The sequence below is a fragment of the Pseudomonas cremoris genome (assembly GCF_014230465.1).
On the sequence record NZ_JAAXCY010000003.1, the window covers coordinates 263,914 to 284,161 of the forward strand.

The following is a 20,248-nucleotide window of genomic DNA, read 5'->3' on the forward strand; positions in this document are numbered from 1 at the left end:
ATAAGATGAGCAGGCAAGGCGCACAAAACGGCCGTTATCTTATAGCAAAACGGCGGCCAGAGGCCGCCGTTTAGTGCATTGCGCAAGTTTTTACGCCGCGGGTGCGGGCTCAGGCTCAGCCGCAGGTTTAGGCAGCGACGACAGGAACGCCATGATCAATGCCGCCACATACGGCAGCGACTGCACCAGCAGCATCACCACCCAGAAGCGGATGTCATTGCTCGGCAGGCCCTGCACCAGGTAGATCCCCAGCGCAGCGCCCCACAACAGCAGCATGATGAACATTTCTTCGCGGGCTTCGGAGATGGCTACCCAGAAGCCGTGGTTATCCGCGTTTTTCGGTGTACGAAAGAACGGAATACTGGTGGTGAAGAAGCCATACAGCACTGCTTTGGCGATGGTGTGGGACAACGCCAAACCGGCCAAGGCCGCGCAGAACGCATCCTTGAGGTTCACGCCAACCGCGCGGCGGTACAGGAAGATGATCTTGCCCACCTTGAACACGAACAACGCCAACGGCGGGATCGCGAAAATCAGCAGCGGCGGGTCGACCCGCGTTGGCACGATGATCATCGCCGCCGACCACAACAGGGCGCCCACGGTGAAGAAGATGTTCATGCCGTCCGCCACCCACGGCAACCAGCCCGCGAGGAAGTGGTAGCGCTGGCCACGGGTCAGCTCGGTGTCCTTGCCGCGCAGCAAGCTGGCGGTGTGACGCTTGATGATCTGGATCGCGCCGTACGCCCAGCGGAAACGCTGTTTCTTGAAGTCGATAAAGGTATCCGGCATCAAGCCCTTGCCGTAACTGTCGTGGTAATACGCCGCTGACAGACCTTTCTCAAATACGCGTAGGCCCAGCTCGGCGTCTTCACAGATACACCAATCGGCCCAGCCCAGCTCTTCGAGCACCGAGCGACGGGTCATGGTCATGGTGCCGTGCTGGATGATCGCGTCACGGTCGTTGCGGGTGACCATGCCGATATGGAAGAAACCCTTGTATTCCGCGTAGCAGAGCTTCTTGAAGGTACTTTCGTTCTGGTCGCGGTAGTCCTGCGGCGACTGCACCACGGCGATTTTCGGGTCGGCGAAGTGCGGCACCATGTGCTTGAGCCAGTTCGGCGACACGCAGTAATCCGAGTCGATTACCGCGATCACTTCGGCGTCCTTGGCGGTGTGCGGGATCAGGTAGTTCAGGGCACCGCCCTTGAAACCGGCCAGGGGCGCGACGTGGAAGAACTTGAAGCGCGGGCCCAGGGTCTCGCAGTAGTCACGCACCGGTTCCCATACAGCAGGGTCCTTGGTGTTGTTGTCGATGATCAGGACTTCGTAGTCCGGATAATCCAGCGCGGCCAGGGCGTCGAGGGTCTGTTTGACCATCTCCGGCGGCTCGTTGTAGCACGGCACGTGGATCGACACTTTCGGGCGGTAGTCCGAATCACCTTCGACCGGCAGGAATTCACGCCGACGCTTGTGGGTCCATACCGCTTCTGCCAGTTCATGGGCTTCGGTCAGCAGCACGATAAACACGCCGAGTGCGCCGAGGGCCAGAAGAATGCCCACGGTGACACTGAACCAGGTGCTGTATTGCTGGCTGTAGTCGTAGCCAATCCACACCAGCACCGACCCGCACAGGAACGCGATAAACGTCAGGAACGTGCGGCCACGCTGGCGCAGGGCCGAGCCGTCGATCATCAGCAGGGTCAGGGACAGCAGCGCAAGCACCACCGAGCCGATAGCCAGCACGCGCCATTGCGGGATCGCGACCACTGGGCCTTCAAAGTTGAATTTCTGCTGGCGCGCCGCGTTGTACACGCCCCAGTAAGCGCCGGCGGAGCCTTCGTCGCTGACTTTCCACGGCTGATCGAAGGCCTCGATCACGAAATAGTTGTAGCCCTGGCGGTTCAGCTTGTTCACCAGCGTGCGTAGGTAAATCGCTTGGTCGGCCGGGGATGTTTCATTACCACCGCGCATGCGGCCGTTGCTCGGCCAGCCAACTTCCGACAGCAACAGTGGCTTTTTCGGGAACAGTTTCTTCAGGTCTTTCGCGCGGTCGAGTACGTACTGGCCGGCCTTGTCCATCGGAATGTATTCCCAGAACGGCAGGATGTGCGCGGCGATCAGGTCGACGTGCTTGGCCAGTTGCGGGTTCTTTTCCCAGATGTGCCATTGCTCGGACGTTGTCACCGGCACTTTCACGGCGGCGCGTACGCGGTCCAGCAGCACGATCAGTGCTTCTGGGGTGATTTCCTCACGGAACAAGGCTTCGTTGCCGACCACTACCCGTACTACGCTGCGCGAGCTGTTGGCGATCTCGATGGCGCGCTGGATTTCACGCTCGTTGCGTTCCAGGTCAGGGCTGATCCAGATACCCAGGGTTACCCGCAGGCCGAACTCTTCCGCCAGCTTGGGGATGTCTCCCAGTGTGCCGTCGACCGAGTAGGTACGGATGTTGTCCGTCAGCTTGCTCATGATCTCAAGATCACGGCGCATCTGATCGTCGGTGGGGTATTGGTCTTTCTGTGGGAACTGGCCTTGTTGGAACGGCGAGTAGGAAAAACCGGAGATCTGCTCAGGCCAGTTGGGAGCAGTGACGGGGCGGTTGATCAGCGCCCAGAAGCCGGTAAACAGTGCGGCGATTGCCAACACGATCACCAGGTTGAGTCCAAATTTACGCGATGCCATGGTTATTTCGGGTTCCAAAGGGTGTGGAACGAAAAGAGGTGTCGGCCAGCGCCGAACGGCGCGCATCCTACACCGACGCTTCCCTGAGCGTATAGCAGACAGAGAAAAGCCGGACGTTAGTCAGCGAAAGGCCATCTAAGTTCTTTACTTGTAGCTTGTCGCTTCGAACTTGTCGCTCTGTAGTCCATAATGCGCGCCGGTTTTTGGGGTAATGGTCATGAGTACAGAAGATCCGCGGTTTGCAGGCGTCGCCCGCTTGTATGGCATTGAAGGCCTGGAACGCTTGAAAGCGGCCCATGTGGCGATCGTCGGCGTCGGCGGCGTGGGCTCCTGGGCGGCAGAAGCCATGGCCCGGTGCGGTGTGGGCGAGATTTCGCTGTTTGACCTGGACGACGTCTGTGTGAGCAACAGCAACCGCCAGTTGCATGCGCTGGACAGCACCGTTGGCAAGCCCAAGGTCGAGGTGATGGCCGAACGCCTGCGTGGTATTAACCCGGATTGCACTGTGCATGCGGTTGCGGATTTCGTGACCCGTGACACCATGGCCGAATACATCACCCCCAACATTGATTGCGTGATCGACTGCATCGACGCCGTCAACGCCAAGGCTGCGCTGATCGCCTGGTGCAAGCGCCGCAAGATCCAGATCATCACCACCGGCGGTGCGGGCGGGCAGATCGACCCGACGCTGATCCAGGTGTGCGACCTGAACCGCACCTTCAATGACCCGTTGGCGTCGAAAGTGCGCTCCACGCTGCGCCGCGATTACGGCTTCTCGCGCACCGTTACACGTCATTACAGCGTGCCGTGTGTGTTTTCCACCGAGCAACTGCGCTATCCCAAGCCGGACGGCAGCATTTGCTTGCAGAAGAGTTTCGTGGGTGACGGGGTGAAGCTGGACTGCGCCGGAGGGTTTGGCGCGGTGATGATGGTCACGGCCACGTTCGGCATGGTCGCGGCGACGAAAGCGGTGGACAAGATTGTGGCCGGGGTGCGCAGGCCTTCGGAGCGGGTCAAACCTGCTTAGATTGCAGCTCCATACACTATTTAAAATGTGGGAGCGGGCTTGCTCGCGAATGCGGTGGTTCAGGCAGTGATGTACCGACTGACACTCTGCTTTCGCGAGCAAGCCCGCTCCCACATTTAGTTTTGTGTAAGGCTCAACGCCCGCATGCGCTGCAACACTGCATTCAAGCCATTGCTGCGGGATGGTGACAGTTGGCGGGAAAGGCCCAATTGATTGAACCAGTCGGGCAAGTCCACCGCCTGCAACTCGACGGCAGAAAGCCCATTCACTCGCGCCAGCAGCAACGCCACCAGCCCGCGAATCAACCGCGCATCGCTGCTCGCAGCAAACTGCCAATGCCCATCCTGTAAACGCCCCACCAACCACACCAGGCTTTCGCAACCCTGCACCAGGTTGGCGTCGACTTTGTCTTCAGCGGCCAGGGCCGGCATGCGTTCGCCCCATTGCATCAGCATGCGGGCGCGCTGTTCCCAGCTACGGACGGCTTGGAACGCTTCAAGCGCGTTCGTCGCATCAACGGGCAAGCTCATCGCAACATATCCAGCGCTTGGTCCAGCGCTTCAAAGAAGCGCTCCAGGTCATCGGAGTCGTTGTACAGCGCAAGCGACACACGGATCGCCCCCGACAAGTGCATCGCCTTGAGCAGCGGCATCGCACAATGATGGCCAGCGCGCACGGCAATGCCTTGTTCGGTCAGCAGGTGGGCAAGGTCGGCGTTGTGTACGCCTTCGACCACGAAGCTGACCAGTGCCACCTGGGGTGATCCCAGTACCTGCACGCCATTGCGTGCTTTGAGCCCGCGCAACAGGTAGTCATGCAAGGCTGCTTCATGAGCGATGACGGCTGGCTGGTCCAGCGAACTCAGGTAGTCCAGGCTGGCGCCCAGGCCGATCACGCTGGCAATCGGCGGTGTACCGGCTTCGAAACCCAGCGGCGCCGGGCGGAAAGTGGCGCTGTGGTAATCGGCCTGCTGCACCATCTCACCGCCAAACTGCCAGTGACGCAGGTGATGCAGGGCTTCATTGCGGCCAAACAGCACGCCAACGCCATCCGGGCCGTAGAGCTTGTGGCTGGAGAATACGTAGAAGTCGCAACCCAGTGCCTGCACGTCATGACGACCATGGACGATACCTTGGGCGCCGTCGACCACGGTCAAAGCGCCATAGGGGCGGGCCAGTGCAAGCAAGGCTTCCAGCGGTTGCCAGGCGCCCAACACGTTAGATAACTGGCTCACGGCCAGCAGGCGTGTGCGTGGGCCGATCAGCTCAGCGGCAGCGGTGAGGTCAATCACGCCATCATCACCCAGGGGTAGCACCACCAGTTCCAAGGCGCGACGCTTAGCCAATTGCTGCCACGGCAGCAGGTTGGCGTGGTGTTCCAGGGCGCTGATAACAATCTCATCGCCCGCATTGAATAGATGCTCCAGGCCATAGGCCAAGAGGTTCAGCGCAGAGGTTGCGCCGTGGGTAAACACGATTTGCCCGCTGTCACCTGCGTTCAACCACTGCGCGACCTTGCTGCGGCTGTCTTCGAAAGCCTGGGTCGCATGGGCGCCTGGCAAATGCTGGGCACGGTGCACATTGGCTGCGCCATTGGCGTAGTAATGGCTGATGGCATCCAACAGGGCCTGGGGTTTTTGTGTGGTAGCGGCATTGTCCAGATAGGTCTGGTCTTGCCGTTGCAGGGTGGCGATGGCCGGGAAATCGGCGCGCCAGAGGGAGGGCACAAGCATGGTGTTCAAACTCGTATAAACGAGCCCCAGGATCGGGGCCCGCTAGTGGCATCGAGTGGCTGCTTAGTTGTGAGCGTGCAGCGCTTCGTTCAGTTCGATGGCCGATTTGTGGGTTTTGCACTCCACGGCACCGGTCTCGGAGTTGCGGCGGAACAGCAGGTCCGGCTGGCCGGCCAGTTCACGCGCCTTGACCACTTTTACCAGTTGGTTCTGCTCGTCCAGCAGCGCAACCTTGGTGCCGGCGGTAACGTACAGGCCCGACTCCACGGTGTTGCGATCGCCCAACGGGATACCGATACCGGCGTTGGCGCCGATCAGGCAGCCTTCGCCAACCTTGATCACGATGTTGCCGCCGCCCGACAGGGTGCCCATGGTGGAGCAACCGCCGCCCAGGTCCGAGCCCTTGCCGACGAACACGCCCGCCGATACACGGCCTTCGATCATGCCCGGGCCTTCGGTGCCGGCGTTGAAGTTGACGAAACCTTCGTGCATCACGGTGGTGCCTTCGCCCACGTACGCGCCCAGGCGGATACGTGCGGCGTCAGCGATACGCACGCCAGCCGGCACCACGTAGTCGGTCATTTTCGGGAACTTGTCCACCGAGAACACTTCCAGCAACTCGCCACGCAGGCGCGCTTCCAGCTGACGTTCGGCCAGTTCGTTGATGTCGATTGCGCCCTGGCTGGTCCAGGCTACGTTCGGCAGTTGCGGGAACACACCGGCCAGGCTCAGGCCGTGTGGCTTGACCAGACGATGGGACAGCAGGTGCAGCTTGAGGTAGGCCTCAGGCGTGGAGGTCAGTGCTGCGTCTTCGGCCAGCAGGGTGGCGACCAGCGGGGTATGGCTTTCAGCCAGGCGATTGAGCAGCGCCGCTTGGGTCGCGTCGACGTTCTTGAGGGCATCAGCCAGTTGCAGCGCTTGGCTGATGGTGAAGGAGATCGCCTGGTTGCCTTCGGTGTAACCCAGGATCGGGGCGATAGCGGCGACGATTTCAGCCGATGGGTTGAGCAGCGGTTGTGCGTAAAACACTTCCAGCCAAGCACCTTGGCGGTTCTGAGTGCCGACGCCGAAGCCCAGGCTGAACAGGGAATTGGACATGCTGTTACCTCTACAAAAATGGAAAGGGCTGGCCTACTTGAGGGCCGCCGAATAACTATCTGGCTTGAAGCCAATCAGGGTTCTGTCACCGAGATCAAGCACCGGGCGCTTGATCATCGAGGGTTGTGCGAGCATCAATTCAATGGCTTTCGACTGATCGAGATCGGCTTTGCGTTCGTCTTCGAGTTTGCGAAAGGTGGTGCCCGCACGGTTCAAAACCACCTGCCAACCGTGCTCGTTGCACCATTGGGTCAAGTGTTCGCGGTCGATACCGGCCGTTTTGTAGTCGTGGAACTCATAGCTCAGCCCGTGCTCATCGAGCCAGGTGCGCGCCTTTTTCATGGTGTCGCAGGCTTTGATGCCGAAAAGGTGCAAGGTTTTGCTTGAAACGGTCAAGGAATTGCCCCCCTTTGGACCAATGGAAACGAAAGGTCACGGATTATGCCACGACCGGCGGCCTGTGGTGCCGGTCGTCATGCCGGCGTGCGACTTATGTGCAAATGCCAGGCGCCAGCCAGGCCAGTAATATAGCCGGGGAATATGGCACTTCAACGGCCAGTCGTTGCCTCAAGTGTGTCTTCGCAAGTCGATTGTCCGGGAACCCCGCGTTATGCAAACCGCCTACACCGTTCTTATCCTGCTGATGCTGGTCAGCGTTTCGCGTCTGGTCGGGCGTATCATTCCTTTGCCGTTGCCCTTGGTGCAGATTGCTGCGGGCGCGTTGCTGGCATGGCCCACGCTGGGGCTGCATGTGGCGCTGGACCCGGAGTTGTTCCTGTTTCTGTTCCTGCCGCCGCTATTGTTTTCGGACGGTTGGCGCATGCCCAAGCGTGAGTTTTGGCGGCTGCGCGGGCCGATCCTGACGCTGGCGGTGGGGCTCGTGCTGTTTACCGTAGTCGGTGCCGGCTACTTCATACATTGGATTTTGCCTACGATCCCGCTGCCAGTGGCTTTCGCCCTGGCAGCAGTTTTATCGCCGACGGACGCCGTGGCGGTGTCGGCCATTTCTCAGAACCGCCTGCCTACGCCGTTGATGCACATGCTGCAGGGCGAGGCCTTGATGAATGATGCGTCGGGCCTGGTGACCTTCAAGTTCGCCCTGGCGGCGGCGTTGACCGGGGTGTTCTCCCTGGCGGATGCCAGTCTGACGTTTGTGCTAGTGGCGGTGGGTGGCTTGGCCGTTGGCGTGGCGCTGAGCTGGCTGGTCGGCCGCCTGCGCGCATGGATGATCGCTCGTGGTTGGGATGATCCGGCGACTCACGTGGTGTTTATGTTGTTGCTGCCGTTTGCCGCATATGTGCTGGCTGAGCGCCTGGGTGCATCGGGCATCTTGTCGGCAGTCGCGGCGGGCATGATGCAAAGCTGGCTCGACCTGTTGCCACGCCAGACCAGTACACGGTTGCTCAACCGCAGTGTGTGGTCGTTGCTGGAGTTTGCCTTCAACGGCCTGATCTTCTTGCTGTTGGGCCTGCAACTGCCGGACATCATCAAAGCTGTGGTCAGCCATGAGCCCACGTTATGGCCAGCGTTGTTCTATCGCTGCCTCGACGTGATCGGGATTTTCCTGGTGCTGGTAGTACTGCGGTTTGTCTGGGTTCAGAGCATCTGGCGGCTGTCGGGGTTGTTGCGCAGGGTGCGTGGGAAAAGCGAACTGACGCTGGTGCCCACCGCCCGGTCTTGCTGGCTGCTGACTGTCGGTGGCGTGCGCGGTGCGGTGACCCTCGCCGGTGTGATGTCGGTGCCGTTGCTGCTGGCGCCGGGCCAGGACTTTCCTGAGCGCGATTTGCTGATCTTCATTGCGGCCGGGGTGATCCTGCTGTCACTGATTGCGGCGTGTATTGCGTTGCCACTGCTATTGCGCGGTATCGAGAAGAGTCCGGATGAAAAGCGCCATAACGAGGTACGCGAGGCTTGGAAGAAGACCGCCGTTGCCGCGATCCACGCCCTGGAAGCCGAAGAGCCCGCTGACTCCGAAACTCAGGACGCTGCCCAGGCGGCGCTCGCGACTGAGCTCAAGGCTCGCCTGATGTCTGAATACCGCCACCAGTTGGAAGTGTTCAACGACTCGGCCGAAGCCCAGGCGCTGGCGCAGCAGATGGACCTGCTTGAGCGCAAGTTAAGGCTCAAGGCCCTGCGGGCACAGCGTTTGGAATTGTATAGCTTGAGCCGTCATCACCAGATCGGTGATGACGTTTTGAGGGAGGTGTTGGCTGATTTGGATATGAGTGAGGCGAATCTGGGGCCGGTGAAATGACCCAGGTAACACTTAGCGGTGACGCTGGATAAAATCCCGGATCCGCTCCGCCGCTTCGACACACTCCGCCAACGGCGCAACCAGGGCCATGCGCACACGCCCGGCGCCGGGGTTAAAGCCATCTACTTCCCGCGACAGGTAAGAGCCCGGCACCACGGTCACGTGTTCCTCCACAAACAAGTCCCGGCAGAACGCCGCATCATCGCCATTCACATTCGGCCACAGGTAAAACCCACCGTCAGGGCTTTGCACATCCAGCACCGGCTTGAGGATGGTCAGCACGGCGTCGAATTTTTCCCGGTACAGGTCACGGTTGGCCTGTACGTGGGCTTCGTCCTGCCAGGCCGCGATGCTGGCCAGCTGGGTTTGTACCGGCATGGCGCAGCCGTGATAGGTACGGTACAGCAGGAAGGCCTTGAGAATATCCGCATCGCCCGCGACGAAACCGGAACGCAGGCCCGGCAGGTTGGAGCGCTTGGACAGGCTATGGAACACCACGCAACGCTTGAAGTCCTGGCGCCCCAGTTCGACGCAGGCGCTCAGCAGGCCAGGTGGCGGGGTTTGTTCGTCGAAGTACAGCTCGCTGTAGCACTCGTCGGCGGCGATCACGAAGTCGTATTCGTGGGCCAGGGCGATGAGCTTTTTCAGGGTGTCGACCGGGATCAACGCGCCGGTCGGGTTACCCGGGGAGCACAGGAACAGGATCTGGCAGCGTTTCCAGATATCCGGCGTCACGGCATCGAAGTCCGGGTTGAAGCCGTTGCTGTCCAGGCACGGCAGGTAATGCGGCTTGGCCCCGGCCAGGAACGCGGCGCCTTCGTAGATCTGGTAGAACGGGTTCGGGCTCACCACCAGCGCATCGTCACCGCGATTGACGACGGTTTGGGTGAAGGCGAACAGCGCTTCACGGGTGCCGTTGACCGGCAGGATATTGCGCGCCGGGTCGAGCCAGCCCGTGGGCACGTTGAAGCGACGTTCGCACCAGGCGCCGATGGCCTCGCGCAGGGCCGGGATGCCCAGGGTGGTCGGGTAAACCGCCATCTGGTCGAGGTTGTCGGCCAGGGCCTTGGCGACGAACTCCGGGGATTTGTGCTTCGGTTCGCCGATGGACAGCGCGATCGGGCGCTTGTCCGGGTTTGGCGTAACGCTGCCCAGCAGGGCGCGCAGTTTCTCGAACGGGTAGGGCTGGAGCTGGTTCAGGGCGTTGTTCATGTAAGCCTCGTTCAAAATCAGTTGAAAGCATGCGGTCTGCTGGGTAAAGAAAGTCCAGTGTGGGAGCGGGCTTGCTCGCGAAAGCGGTGGATCAGTCAGCTCATGTGTAGCCGACAGACTGCATTCGCGAGCAAGCCCGCTCCCACACAAGCCTGCTCCCACAGTGAAATTGGGTGTTCAAATGGTCAGCCGGGTGAGCTCGACCCCAGGCTCTTGAGTCACGCTCAACTGCTGCACGATGGCTTCCTGCAAGCGCCGGCACAGCTCGGGGTCGGACAGCGGCTGGTTGTCGGCGTCGGTGATGAAGAACACGTCTTCCACACGCTCGCCGAGGGTCGCAATCTTGGCGTTCTGCAACGACAGGTCGAATTCCAGGAAGATCCCGCCGATACGCGCCAGTAGGCCAGGGCGATCCGGCGCGCTGAGTTCCAGCACCGTCACCGGGCGCTGGGCGTCATTGGAGATGGTCACCTGTGGCGCAAATGCAAAGTGCTTGAGCTGGCGCGGTACCCGGCGCTGGATGATGGTCGGATAGTCGTCAGGGTTGCGCAGGGCCTCGGTAAGGCCTTCGCGAATCTTTTTCACACGTGCGGGGTTATCGCCAATCGACTCGCCTTCGGTGTCGAGCACGATATAGGTGTCGAGGGTGAACTGGCTGCTGGAGGTGATCACGCGTGCGTCATGAATGTTCAGGTTGAGTTGGTCCATGGCCGCCACGGTCACAGCGAAGAAGTCGTGCTGGTCCGGCGCATAGATGAAGATCTGCGTGCCGCCTTCGAATTCGCGCTGGGTGGTTTCCTTGATCAACACCAGCGGGCCGCCATCGGCCGGTTGCTGCAGGATCGCGTCGCTGTGCCAGGCGACATCGCCAGCCGTGTGGCGCAGGAAGTAATCGTCACCCAGTTGCGACCACAACTGCTCGACGTCGTCCGGGTCGTTGCCGCCGCGTACCAGAATGTCCAGGGCCGCGCTTTGGGTGCGGCGGATCTGTTCTTCGCGGTCTACCGGGTTTTCCAGGCCACGGCGCAGGGCGCGCTTGGTCTCGGTGTACAGCTGGCGCAGCAGGCTGGCGCGCCACGAGTTCCACAGCGTCGGGTTGGTGGCGTTGATATCGGAAACGGTGAGCACGTACAGGTAGTCGAGGCGGGTCTCGTCGCCGACGATCCCGGCGAAGTCGTGGATTACCTGCGGGTCGGACAAGTCTTTGCGCTGGGCGGTGGTCGACATCACCAGGTGGTTCTGCACCAGCCAGACGATCAGGCGGCTGTCCCACACGGGCAACTGATGGCGCTGGCAGAACGCTTCGGCGTCAACGGCACCGACTTCCGAGTGATCGCCATGCCGGCCCTTGCCGATGTCGTGGTACAGCCCGGCCAGGTAGATCAGTTCGGGCTTGGGCAGCTTGGCCATGAGTTTGCTGGCCAGTGGGAATTTCTCTGACACCTGGGTGTACTGCAACTTACGCAGGTGCTTGATCAGGTTCAGGGTGTGGGCGTCCACGGTATAGATGTGGAACAGGTCGTGCTGCATCTGCCCGACGATAAAGCCGAACTCTGGCAGGTAGCGCCCAAGGATGCCGTAACGGTTCATGCGCCGCAGGTTGCGATGGATGCCGATCTTGCATTTGAACAGCTCGATGAACAGGCTGGTGTTGCGGATATCGTTGCGGAAGTCGTCGTCGATCAGGTGACGGTTTTCGCGTAGCAGGCGGATGGTGTCGGCACGCACGCCTTTGATTTCCGGCTGCTGGGCCATCAGCACGAAGATCTCCAGCATCGCGAACGGCGTTCGGCGGAACACGTTGTCGTTGCGCGCCTCGATATAACCGTCGTGCAACTGGAAGCGCGCATTGATCGGCTGCGGTGGCGCTTCGTCTTCGGGGGCCAGGATCACCTCTTCGAAGTGCTGGATGATCAGGTCGCTGAGCTGGGCAATGCTCATGACGACCCGGTAATACTGCTGCATGAAACTTTCGATGCTGGTCTTCGCGTCTTCACCCTCAAACCCAAGCAGGGTGGCGATGGAGCGCTGGTGGTCGAACAGCAGGCGGTCCTCGGAGCGGCCGGCCAGCATGTGCAGGGCGTAGCGGACCTTCCACAAGAATTCCTGGGACGAGGCGAGCAGGGCGTTTTCGCTCTCAACCAGGAACCCCTCGCCCGCCAGGGCGCGCAGGTTCAGAGTGCCGTACTGGCGGCGGGCTACCCACAGGATCGTCTGGATATCCCGCAACCCGCCAGGCGAGCCTTTGACGTTGGGTTCCAGGTTGTATTCGGTGTCGTTGTATTTGTGGTGCCGGGCTTTCTGCTCGGCACGCTTGGCCAGGAAGAAATCCTTGCTCGGCCACATGTGCGCGGTGCTGGTGACTTCGAGCATGCGCTGGCGCAAACGCTCGGGGCCGGCGATGGTGCGGCTTTCCATCAAGTTGGTGATGACGGTGAGGTCGGCGCGGGCTTCTTCGGCGCATTCGTCCACTGAGCGAACGCTCTGGCCGACTTCCAGGCCGATGTCCCACAGCAACGTGAGAAAACGCTCGATGGAATCGCGAAAGATCTCGTGATCGGCGCTGTCCAGCAGGATCAGCAGGTCGATGTCGGAGTAGGGGTGCAACTCACCACGACCGTAGCCGCCAACCGCCACCAGGGCGATATCGGCGTCTTCGCTCCAGCTGAACTGCTCCCAGGCCTTTTGCAGGATGTTATCGACGAACCAGGCGCGGTCCTCGATCAGCCGGCGGATGTCGCGGCCACTGCGAAAGCGCTCGTCGAGTACCTCGCGGGCCTGGCGGATCGCCTTCTTGAAAGCGGCGATAGGGCTCGCCTTCAGGGCCAGCTCGGCCTGGAACTGGCCACGGTCGAAGAGTTCGGGATCCACCTGGGGCATCGATCGGCTTTCCTTTCTATCTATTCAGTCAGTCACTACACAATGTGGGAAAACCTGAAGCAACCTGCTTACACCTAAACGGCACCCGAAACGCGTGGGATCGTGTCGTCGGCGCGCAGGGTAAAGATCTCGTAGCCGGTCTCGGTCACCAGCAGGGTGTGTTCCCACTGGGCGGAGAGCTTGCGGTCCTTGGTGATGGCGGTCCAACCGTCGCCCAGCACTTTGGTGTCGGCCTTGCCCTGGTTGATCATCGGCTCGATGGTGAAGGTCATGCCGGCTTTCAGTTCCATGCCGGTGCCGGCACGGCCGTAGTGCAGGATTTGTGGTTCCTCGTGGAACACGGTGCCGATGCCATGGCCGCAGAATTCGCGCACGACCGAGAAGCCGTTCTTTTCGGCGTGCTTCTGGATAACTTCACCGATGTCGCCCAGGCGGCAGCCAGGTTTTACGATCTCGATGGCCTTGTACATGCATTCCTGGGTCACCTGGGACAGGCGCTCTGCCCAGACCGGCACGGTGCCGACGTGGAACATGCGGCTGGTATCGCCGAAATAACGGTCCTTGATCACGGTGACGTCGATGTTCAGAGTGTCGCCGTCCTTCAACGGTTTGTCGCCCGGAATACCGTGGCAAACCACGTGGTTGACCGAGGTGCAGATCGACTTGGGGAAACCCTTGTAGTTCAGTGGCGCAGGGATGGCACCTTGCACGTTGACTATATAGTCGTGGCAGATCTGGTTCAGGGTCTCGGTGGTGACGCCGGGCTTGACGTGTTCGGCAATCATTTCCAGCACGTCGGCAGCCAGTTTGCCGGCGATGCGCATGCCAGCAATGTCTTCGGCGGTTTTCAAACTAACGGTCATACAGGCTCTCTCTAGCGCGACGCGCTGAAATCAATACGGTTTACGGGCGCGCGACAAAAGGTTACAGAATTCGCACAAGCCACAGAAAACGCGATTCTAACAGACGATGGCGTCAAATCATGAGCCTCTGATGATCGCTTCTCTCTATAAGGTAGGGGGTTGTTGGCTCTATTCAAGGGCTTGCGTGAAAGCGGTCGACGGCAAATGTGATTGCGGGTTTCGTTTTTGTCGATGCTGTGGTATAAAATGCGCCGCTTTCCGGGGATACCCCGCAGAGCTTAAATCCACACACGTGTCGACACGATGACCTGGGTGCCGGAGGCCTTGATGCCGCTGGTTGGTCATTGGGATACGTGGAGGCCAAACCCGACTTATTAAGGAACTATCATGTCCCAAGTCAACATGCGCGATATGCTGAAGGCCGGTGTGCACTTCGGTCACCAGACCCGTTACTGGAACCCGAAAATGGGTAAATACATTTTCGGCGCGCGTAACAAGATTCACATTATCAACCTTGAAAAAACCCTGCCAATGTTCAACGAAGCTCTGACTTTCGTAGAGCGTCTGGCCCAGGGCAAAAACAAGATCCTGTTCGTCGGCACCAAGCGTTCCGCTGGCAAGATCGTTGCTGAAGAAGCAGCACGTTGCGGCTCGCCGTACGTCGATCACCGCTGGTTGGGCGGCATGCTGACCAACTTCAAAACCATCCGTGCTTCCATCAAGCGTCTGCGTGACCTTGAAGTGCAAGCCGAAGACGGTACTTTCGCCAAGCTGACCAAGAAAGAAGCGCTGATGCGCTCCCGTGACCTGGAAAAGCTCGATCGTTCCCTGGGTGGTATCAAGGACATGGGCGGTCTGCCTGACGCACTGTTCGTTATCGACGTTGATCACGAGCGCATCGCGATCACCGAAGCCAACAAGCTGGGCATCCCTGTTATCGGCGTAGTCGATACCAACAGCAGCCCGGAAGGCGTTGACTACATCATCCCAGGCAACGATGACGCAATCCGCGCTATCCAGCTGTACATGGGTTCGATGGCTGACGCTGTAATCCGTGGTCGCAACCACGTTGCTGGTGGTACCGAGCAGTTCGTTGAAGAAGCTCCGGTAGCTGCCGCTGAGTAATTGACGCCCTGGCGTTGACTCAGTAAGCAAAAAGGGGGCTTGGCCCCCTTTTTGCCACCTCGAAAACCATTTGTCGGCGCCCACTTGTGGCAGCGCAACCTAGCGACTGTAACGTGCAGCAGCCTACAAGGGTGATTCGGGAAGAATTGATCCCCCGTTCGATCGGGTGGAATGGTTGAAAACCTATCCAAGAGGAATTTGAAAATGGCAGCAATTACTGCAGCGTTGGTTAAAGAACTGCGTGAGCGTACCGGCGAAGGCATGATGGATTGCAAGAAAGCCCTGGAAAAGGCTGACGGCGACATCGAAAAAGCCATTGATGACATGCGTGCTTCCGGCGCCATCAAGGCTGCCAAGAAAGCAGGCAACGTAGCTGCTGAAGGCGCGATCGCTCTGAAAGAAGACGGCAAATCTGCTGTTCTGCTGGAAGTGAACTCGCAGACCGACTTCCTGGCCCTGCAAGACGACTTCAAGGCTTTCGTTGCTGCCAGCGTTGAAAAAGCGTTCGCCGACAAGCTGACTGACGTCGCTCCGCTGATCGAAGCTCAAGAAGCTGCTCGCCTGGTACTGGTCGGCAAGGTTGGCGAAAACGTCAACATCCGTCGCCTGGTTCGTGTTGAAGGTGATGTTGTTGGTGGCTACCTGCACGGCAACAAGATCGGTGTTGCAGTTGTCCTGAAAGGCGGTAACGTCGAGCTGGCCAAAGACATCGCCATGCACGTAGCGGCAAGCAACCCTGAGTTCCTGCTGCCTTCGGAAGTTTCTGCCGAAGCGATCGAGCGTGAAAAAGCTGTGTTCCTGCAGCTGAACGAAGAGAAAATCAAAGGCAAGCCAGAAAACATTGTTGAGAACATGGTCAAAGGCCGTATCAGCAAGTTCCTGGCCGAAGCAAGCCTGGTTGAGCAGGCGTTCGTCAAGAACCCTGAAATCAAGGTTGGCGAACTGGCTAAGAAAGCCGGTGCTGAAATCGTTTCCTTCACTTACTTCAAAGTAGGCGAAGGCATCGAGAAGCCGGTCGACAACTTCGCTGAAGAAGTTGCTGCCCAGCTGGCTGCCGCCAAGCAATAAGACAGTTTTCAACTGTCGCCCGAAAGAGGCTGCCCGCTCACGCGCGCAGCCTCTTTTCAAATGGGCAGGCCGATTTTATTTGGCTTACCCTCGGAACTGGCTTACAAAGCCGTGTTCCGATGGCGCTGTGATAGCGTCCAGCTAGAGTGAACGCAAGCCGTAAACGGCTCGCCAAGAATTTTTAAAAAATACGCCGCAGGAGAGATTCGCAATGGCTCAGCAGGGCAGTGGTTATCAGGCTCGCTATAAACGCATTCTACTCAAGCTCAGCGGCGAGGCCCTGATGGGCTCGGAAGAGTTCGGGATCGATCCCAAGGTGCTCGACCGTATGGCGCTGGAAGTCGGCCAGCTGGTTGGTATCGGCGTACAGGTCGGCCTGGTGATTGGCGGCGGCAACCTGTTCCGTGGTGCAGCGCTGAGTGCTGCCGGCATGGATCGGGTTACCGGCGACCACATGGGCATGCTGGCCACTGTGATGAATGCCTTGGCCATGCGCGACGCCCTGGAGCGTGCCAATATCTCGGCTATCGTGATGTCGGCTATTTCCATGGTTGGCGTGACCGATCACTATGATCGCCGCAAAGCCATGCGCCACCTGAACGCCAAAGAGGTGGTGATCTTCGCTGCTGGTACCGGCAACCCGTTCTTCACTACCGATTCGGCTGCGTGCCTGCGCGCTATCGAGATCGATGCTGACGTCGTGTTGAAGGCCACCAAGGTCGACGGCGTGTACACCGCAGACCCATTCAAAGACCCGCATGCCGAGAAGTTCGATCATCTGACCTACGATGAAGTACTGGATCGCAAGCTGGGCGTGATGGACCTGACGGCTATTTGCCTGTGCCGCGACCACAAGATGCCGCTGCGCGTATTTAACATGAACAAGCCCGGCGCCCTGCTGAATATCGTACACGGCGGCGCGGAAGGGACTCTGATCGAGGAAGGCCAACAATGATCAACGAAATCAAGAAAGACGCCCAAGCGCGTATGCAGAAATCCCTGGAGTCTCTGAGCCACGCATTCGGCCAGATTCGTACCGGCAAGGCGCACCCGAGCATCCTGGGCAGCGTGATGGTGCCTTACTACGGCTCCGATACGCCGATCAGCAGCGTCGCCAACATTACCGTTAAAGACTCGCGCACCCTGCAAGTCGTAGCGTTTGAGCGCAACATGCTCGGTGCTGTCGACAAGGCAATCCAGAGCGCCGGCCTGAACCTCAACCCGACCAACCTGGGTGAGTTGCTGCTGATCTCCATGCCTGCGCTGACTGAAGAAACCCGTAAGGGCTTCACCAAGCAAGCGCGTAGCGCAGCCGAAGACGCCCGTGTTGCCGTGCGCAACATTCGTCGCGATGCCTTGGGTGACCTGAAAAAACTGGTCAAGGACAAGGAAATCAGCGAAGACGAAGAGCGTCGTGCCACCGCCGATATCGACAAGCTGACCAAAGATGCCGAGGCCCAGATCACCAAGGCCACGGAAGAAAAAGAAAAGGACCTGATGGCCGTATAAGGGGTCAGGACGCCTTCATGGAAAAGACCAAGCAGACTGTACCCTCCGTGGTGCCGCGCCATGTCGCGATCATCATGGATGGGAATAATCGCTGGGCGAAGAAACGCTTTATGCCGGGTGTTGCCGGGCATAAAGCGGGTGTCGATGCGGTGCGGGCGGTGATTGAGGTGTGCGCCGAGGCCAAGGTTGAAGTGTTGACCTTGTTCGCCTTCTCCAGTGAGAACTGGCAGCGGCCTGCCGAAGAAGTCAGTGCCTTGATGGACCTGTTCTTCAAGGCGCTGCGCCGTGAGGCCAAGCGCCTTAATGAGAACAACATCAGCCTGCGTATCATCGGTGATCGCTCGCGCTTCCATCCGGAATTGCAGGCGGCCATGCGCGAGGCTGAGGCCATTACCGCGGGGACCAATCGCTTTGTGCTGCAGATCGCAGCCAATTACGGCGGCCAGTGGGATATCGCCCAGGCTGCGCAGCGGCTGGCTCGCGAGGTGCAGGCCGGTCATCTGCGTCCGGACGACATCACCCCCGAACTGTTGCAGACGTGCCTGGTGACCGGCGACCTGCCGTTGCCGGACCTGTGCATCCGTACCGGTGGCGAGCACCGTATCAGCAACTTCCTCCTGTGGCAGCTTGCCTACACCGAGCTGTACTTCTCCGACCTGTTCTGGCCGGACTTCAAACACGATGCCATGCGCAATGCGCTGGCCGATTTCGCTTCCCGTCAGCGTCGCTTCGGTAAAACGAGCGAGCAGATCGAAGCTGGAGCCCGGGTTTAAATGCTTAAACAACGAATCATCACTGCACTGATCCTGTTGCCAATCGCCCTGTGTGGGTTTTTCCTGCTCGATGGTTCCGGCTTTGCGCTGTTTATTGGCCTGGTCGTTACGTTGGGGGCTTGGGAGTGGGCGCGTCTGGCGGGCTTTAACGAGCAATTGCCGCGTGTAGCGTATGCCGCAGTGGTCGCCCTGTTGCTGTTTCTGATGCATACCCTGTCGAGCATTGTCGTGCCGTGGGTGTTGGGCGCGGCGGTGTTGTGGTGGGCGTTGGCGACCTTCCTGGTGCTGACCTTTCCGCGCACCAGCGGCCACTGGTCCAGCGTTGCCAGCAAGTTGGTGATTGGCTTGTTGATCCTGCTGCCTGCCTGGCAAGGGCTGGTGGAGATCAAGAATTCGCCGATGGGCAACTGGCTGATCATGGCGGTGATGGTGTTGGTGTGGGGTGCTGATATCGGTGCCTACTTCTCTGGCCGGGCTTTCGGCAAGCGCAAGCTGGCACCGGCGGTCAGCCCGGGCAAGAGTTGGGAGGGCGTCTACGGCGGCCTGGCATTGACGCTGCTGATCACGTTGGTGGTCGGTGTCGTGCGCGATTGGTCGGTGAAGGAAATCTTCCTGGCCTTGCTGGGTACTGCCATCGTTGTATTTATCTCGGTGGTCGGTGATCTTACCGAAAGCATGTTCAAGCGCCAGGCCGGGATCAAGGACAGTAGCAACCTGCTGCCGGGGCACGGTGGGGTGCTTGACCGTATCGACAGCCTGACGGCTGCCATCCCGGTCTTCGCCGTGCTGTTGTGGATGACTGCTTCGTGAGCCGCTTGCAACAGGTAACCGTGCTGGGTGCAACCGGTTCGGTAGGGTTGAGCACCCTGGATGTGATCGCTCGCCACCCGGATCGCTACCAGGTTTTTGCCTTGACCGGGTTCACCCGCCTGAGCGAGCTGCTGGCGCTGTGTGTGCGCTACGCGCCGCGTTTTGCCGTAGTGCCTGAAGTGACCGCGGCGCGTGGCTTGCAGGATGACTTGCGGGCTGCCGGGCTCTCGACTCAGGTGCTGGTGGGGGAGGAGGGCTTGTGCCAGGTCTCGGCTGATGCGGAAGTGGACACCGTGGTCGCCGCGATTGTTGGCGCTGCGGGGCTGCGCCCGACGCTGGCAGCCGTAGATGCTGGCAAGAAGATCCTGCTGGCCAATAAAGAAGCCCTGGTCATGTCCGGTGCGCTGTTCATGCAGGCTGTGCGCAAGAGCGGTGCTGTGCTGCTGCCCCTCGACAGTGAGCACAACGCAATCTTCCAATGCATGCCCGGCGACTACTCGCGTGGCCTGAGCCAGGTGGGTGTGCGCCGCATCCTGCTGACGGCCTCCGGTGGTCCGTTCCGGCAAACGCCGCTGGCTGAGCTGGAGCACGTCTCGCCCGACCAGGCATGCGCGCACCCGAATTGGTCCATGGGGCGAAAGATCTCCGTAGACTCGGCGAGCATGATGAACAAAGGCCTGGAGTTGATTGAGGCCTGCTGGCTTTTCGATGCGCGGCCCGATCAGGTCGAGGTGGTGATCCACCCACAAAGTGTGATTCATTCCCTGGTCGACTATGTAGATGGTTCGGTGTTGGCGCAGTTGGGCAATCCTGATATGCGCACGCCCATCGCCAACGCCCTGGCTTGGCCTGAGCGCATCGATTCCGGTGTGGCGCCATTGGACTTGTTCGCTATTGCCCGCCTGGACTTCGAAGCGCCGGATGAGCAGCGCTTTCCTTGCCTGCGCCTGGCGCGACAAGTGGCGCAAGCGGGTAACAGCGCGCCTGCGGTGCTCAATGCGGCCAATGAAGTGGCTGTGGCGGCGTTTCTCGACGGACGCATCCGCTTTCCGCAGATCGCGAGTATCATCGAGGACGTTCTACAGCTTGAACCCGTTGTGGCGGTGGATGATCTTGCGGCGGTGTTCGAGGCCGACAGCAAGGCTCGGGTCCTGGCCGAACAGTGGTTGAACCGCAACGCGCGTTAAACTGTTGGCGCGTTTGAGCCTGGCAGGC

17 protein-coding genes are annotated in these 20,248 nt (G+C 59.9%); 9 read left to right on the plus strand and 8 right to left on the minus strand.

From position 1 onward, the window contains the following. Positions 1 to 90: 90 nt before the first annotated feature. A complete protein-coding gene (locus tag HF257_RS07920) occupies positions 91 to 2,682 on the minus strand; it encodes a glycosyltransferase (protein ID WP_185707416.1) in 2,592 nt (863 codons plus the stop codon). Positions 2,683 to 2,899: 217 nt separating this feature from the next. On the opposite strand from HF257_RS07920, the gene tcdA reads away from it, so the two are divergent. Further along, the gene (gene tcdA / locus HF257_RS07925) at positions 2,900 to 3,709 is read left to right on the plus strand and encodes a tRNA cyclic N6-threonylcarbamoyladenosine(37) synthase TcdA (protein ID WP_065877359.1); all 810 of its coding nucleotides are present in this window, start codon (positions 2,900 to 2,902) and stop codon (positions 3,707 to 3,709) included. Positions 3,710 to 3,825: 116 nt separating this feature from the next. On the opposite strand, the gene HF257_RS07930 is transcribed toward tcdA, so the two are convergent. From HF257_RS07930 to HF257_RS07945, 4 genes are all read right to left on the minus strand, one after another. Further along, complete coding sequence (locus HF257_RS07930; protein WP_185707414.1) at positions 3,826 to 4,239, minus strand: SufE family protein; 414 nt, start codon at positions 4,237 to 4,239, stop codon at positions 3,826 to 3,828. Further along, on the minus strand, positions 4,236 to 5,441 hold the full coding sequence (locus tag HF257_RS07935) for an aminotransferase class V-fold PLP-dependent enzyme (protein ID WP_185707412.1): 1,206 nt from the start codon (positions 5,439 to 5,441) through the stop codon (positions 4,236 to 4,238). Before HF257_RS07935 ends, HF257_RS07930 begins: the two co-directional genes overlap by 4 nt. A 63-nt stretch (positions 5,442 to 5,504) precedes the next feature. Further along, a complete protein-coding gene (gene dapD, locus HF257_RS07940) occupies positions 5,505 to 6,539 on the minus strand; it encodes a 2,3,4,5-tetrahydropyridine-2,6-dicarboxylate N-succinyltransferase (protein WP_185707410.1) in 1,035 nt (344 codons plus the stop codon). 33 nt (positions 6,540 to 6,572) lie between these two features. Further along, positions 6,573 to 6,881 (minus strand): arsenate reductase, encoded by a 309-nt coding sequence (locus HF257_RS07945; RefSeq protein WP_233081382.1) that lies wholly within the window; start codon positions 6,879 to 6,881, stop codon positions 6,573 to 6,575. Positions 6,882 to 7,149: 268 nt separating this feature from the next. On the opposite strand from HF257_RS07945, the gene HF257_RS07950 reads away from it, so the two are divergent. Next, the gene (locus HF257_RS07950; RefSeq protein ID WP_185707406.1) at positions 7,150 to 8,793 is read left to right on the plus strand and encodes a Na+/H+ antiporter; all 1,644 of its coding nucleotides are present in this window, start codon (positions 7,150 to 7,152) and stop codon (positions 8,791 to 8,793) included. 12 nt (positions 8,794 to 8,805) lie between these two features. Here the strand turns inward: HF257_RS07950 and dapC are convergent, their stop codons facing one another. The 3 genes from dapC to map all read right to left on the minus strand — a co-directional run bounded on the left by dapC (position 8,806) and on the right by map (position 13,748). Next, positions 8,806 to 10,005, minus strand: a complete 1,200-nt coding sequence (dapC, locus tag HF257_RS07955) for a succinyldiaminopimelate transaminase (protein ID WP_185707404.1) — start codon at positions 10,003 to 10,005, stop codon at positions 8,806 to 8,808. A 177-nt stretch (positions 10,006 to 10,182) separates the two neighbouring features. Continuing rightward, a complete protein-coding gene (locus HF257_RS07960) occupies positions 10,183 to 12,885 on the minus strand; it encodes a [protein-PII] uridylyltransferase (protein ID WP_185707402.1) in 2,703 nt (900 codons plus the stop codon). 74 nt (positions 12,886 to 12,959) lie between these two features. Then, on the minus strand, positions 12,960 to 13,748 hold the full coding sequence (map, locus tag HF257_RS07965) for a type I methionyl aminopeptidase (protein ID WP_185707400.1): 789 nt from the start codon (positions 13,746 to 13,748) through the stop codon (positions 12,960 to 12,962). A gap of 387 nt (positions 13,749 to 14,135) precedes the next feature. Here map and rpsB point away from each other — a divergent pair, with 387 nt between their 5' ends. The 7 genes from rpsB to ispC all read left to right on the plus strand — a co-directional run bounded on the left by rpsB (position 14,136) and on the right by ispC (position 20,220). After that, on the plus strand, positions 14,136 to 14,873 hold the full coding sequence (gene rpsB, locus HF257_RS07970) for a 30S ribosomal protein S2 (RefSeq protein WP_003189158.1): 738 nt from the start codon (positions 14,136 to 14,138) through the stop codon (positions 14,871 to 14,873). Positions 14,874 to 15,077: 204 nt separating this feature from the next. Next, positions 15,078 to 15,941, plus strand: coding sequence for a translation elongation factor Ts (gene tsf / locus HF257_RS07975; RefSeq protein WP_099583358.1), 864 nt, complete (start codon positions 15,078 to 15,080; stop codon positions 15,939 to 15,941). 211 nt (positions 15,942 to 16,152) lie between these two features. Next, positions 16,153 to 16,896 carry a UMP kinase gene (pyrH, locus tag HF257_RS07980; RefSeq protein WP_003172271.1) on the plus strand — a complete coding sequence of 248 codons (744 nt, stop codon included), beginning with the start codon at positions 16,153 to 16,155 and terminating at the stop codon, positions 16,894 to 16,896. Next, positions 16,893 to 17,450, plus strand: coding sequence for a ribosome recycling factor (gene frr, locus HF257_RS07985; protein WP_012722596.1), 558 nt, complete (start codon positions 16,893 to 16,895; stop codon positions 17,448 to 17,450). The genes pyrH and frr overlap by 4 nt, the downstream gene beginning before the upstream one ends. A 17-nt stretch (positions 17,451 to 17,467) precedes the next feature. Beyond that, positions 17,468 to 18,223, plus strand: a complete 756-nt coding sequence (gene uppS, locus HF257_RS07990; protein WP_185707398.1) for a polyprenyl diphosphate synthase — start codon at positions 17,468 to 17,470, stop codon at positions 18,221 to 18,223. Further along, positions 18,224 to 19,033 carry a phosphatidate cytidylyltransferase gene (locus tag HF257_RS07995; protein WP_185707396.1) on the plus strand — a complete coding sequence of 270 codons (810 nt, stop codon included), beginning with the start codon at positions 18,224 to 18,226 and terminating at the stop codon, positions 19,031 to 19,033. Then, a complete protein-coding gene (ispC, locus tag HF257_RS08000; RefSeq protein WP_185707394.1) occupies positions 19,030 to 20,220 on the plus strand; it encodes a 1-deoxy-D-xylulose-5-phosphate reductoisomerase in 1,191 nt (396 codons plus the stop codon). Before HF257_RS07995 ends, ispC begins: the two co-directional genes overlap by 4 nt. Positions 20,221 to 20,248 lie beyond the last annotated feature (28 nt).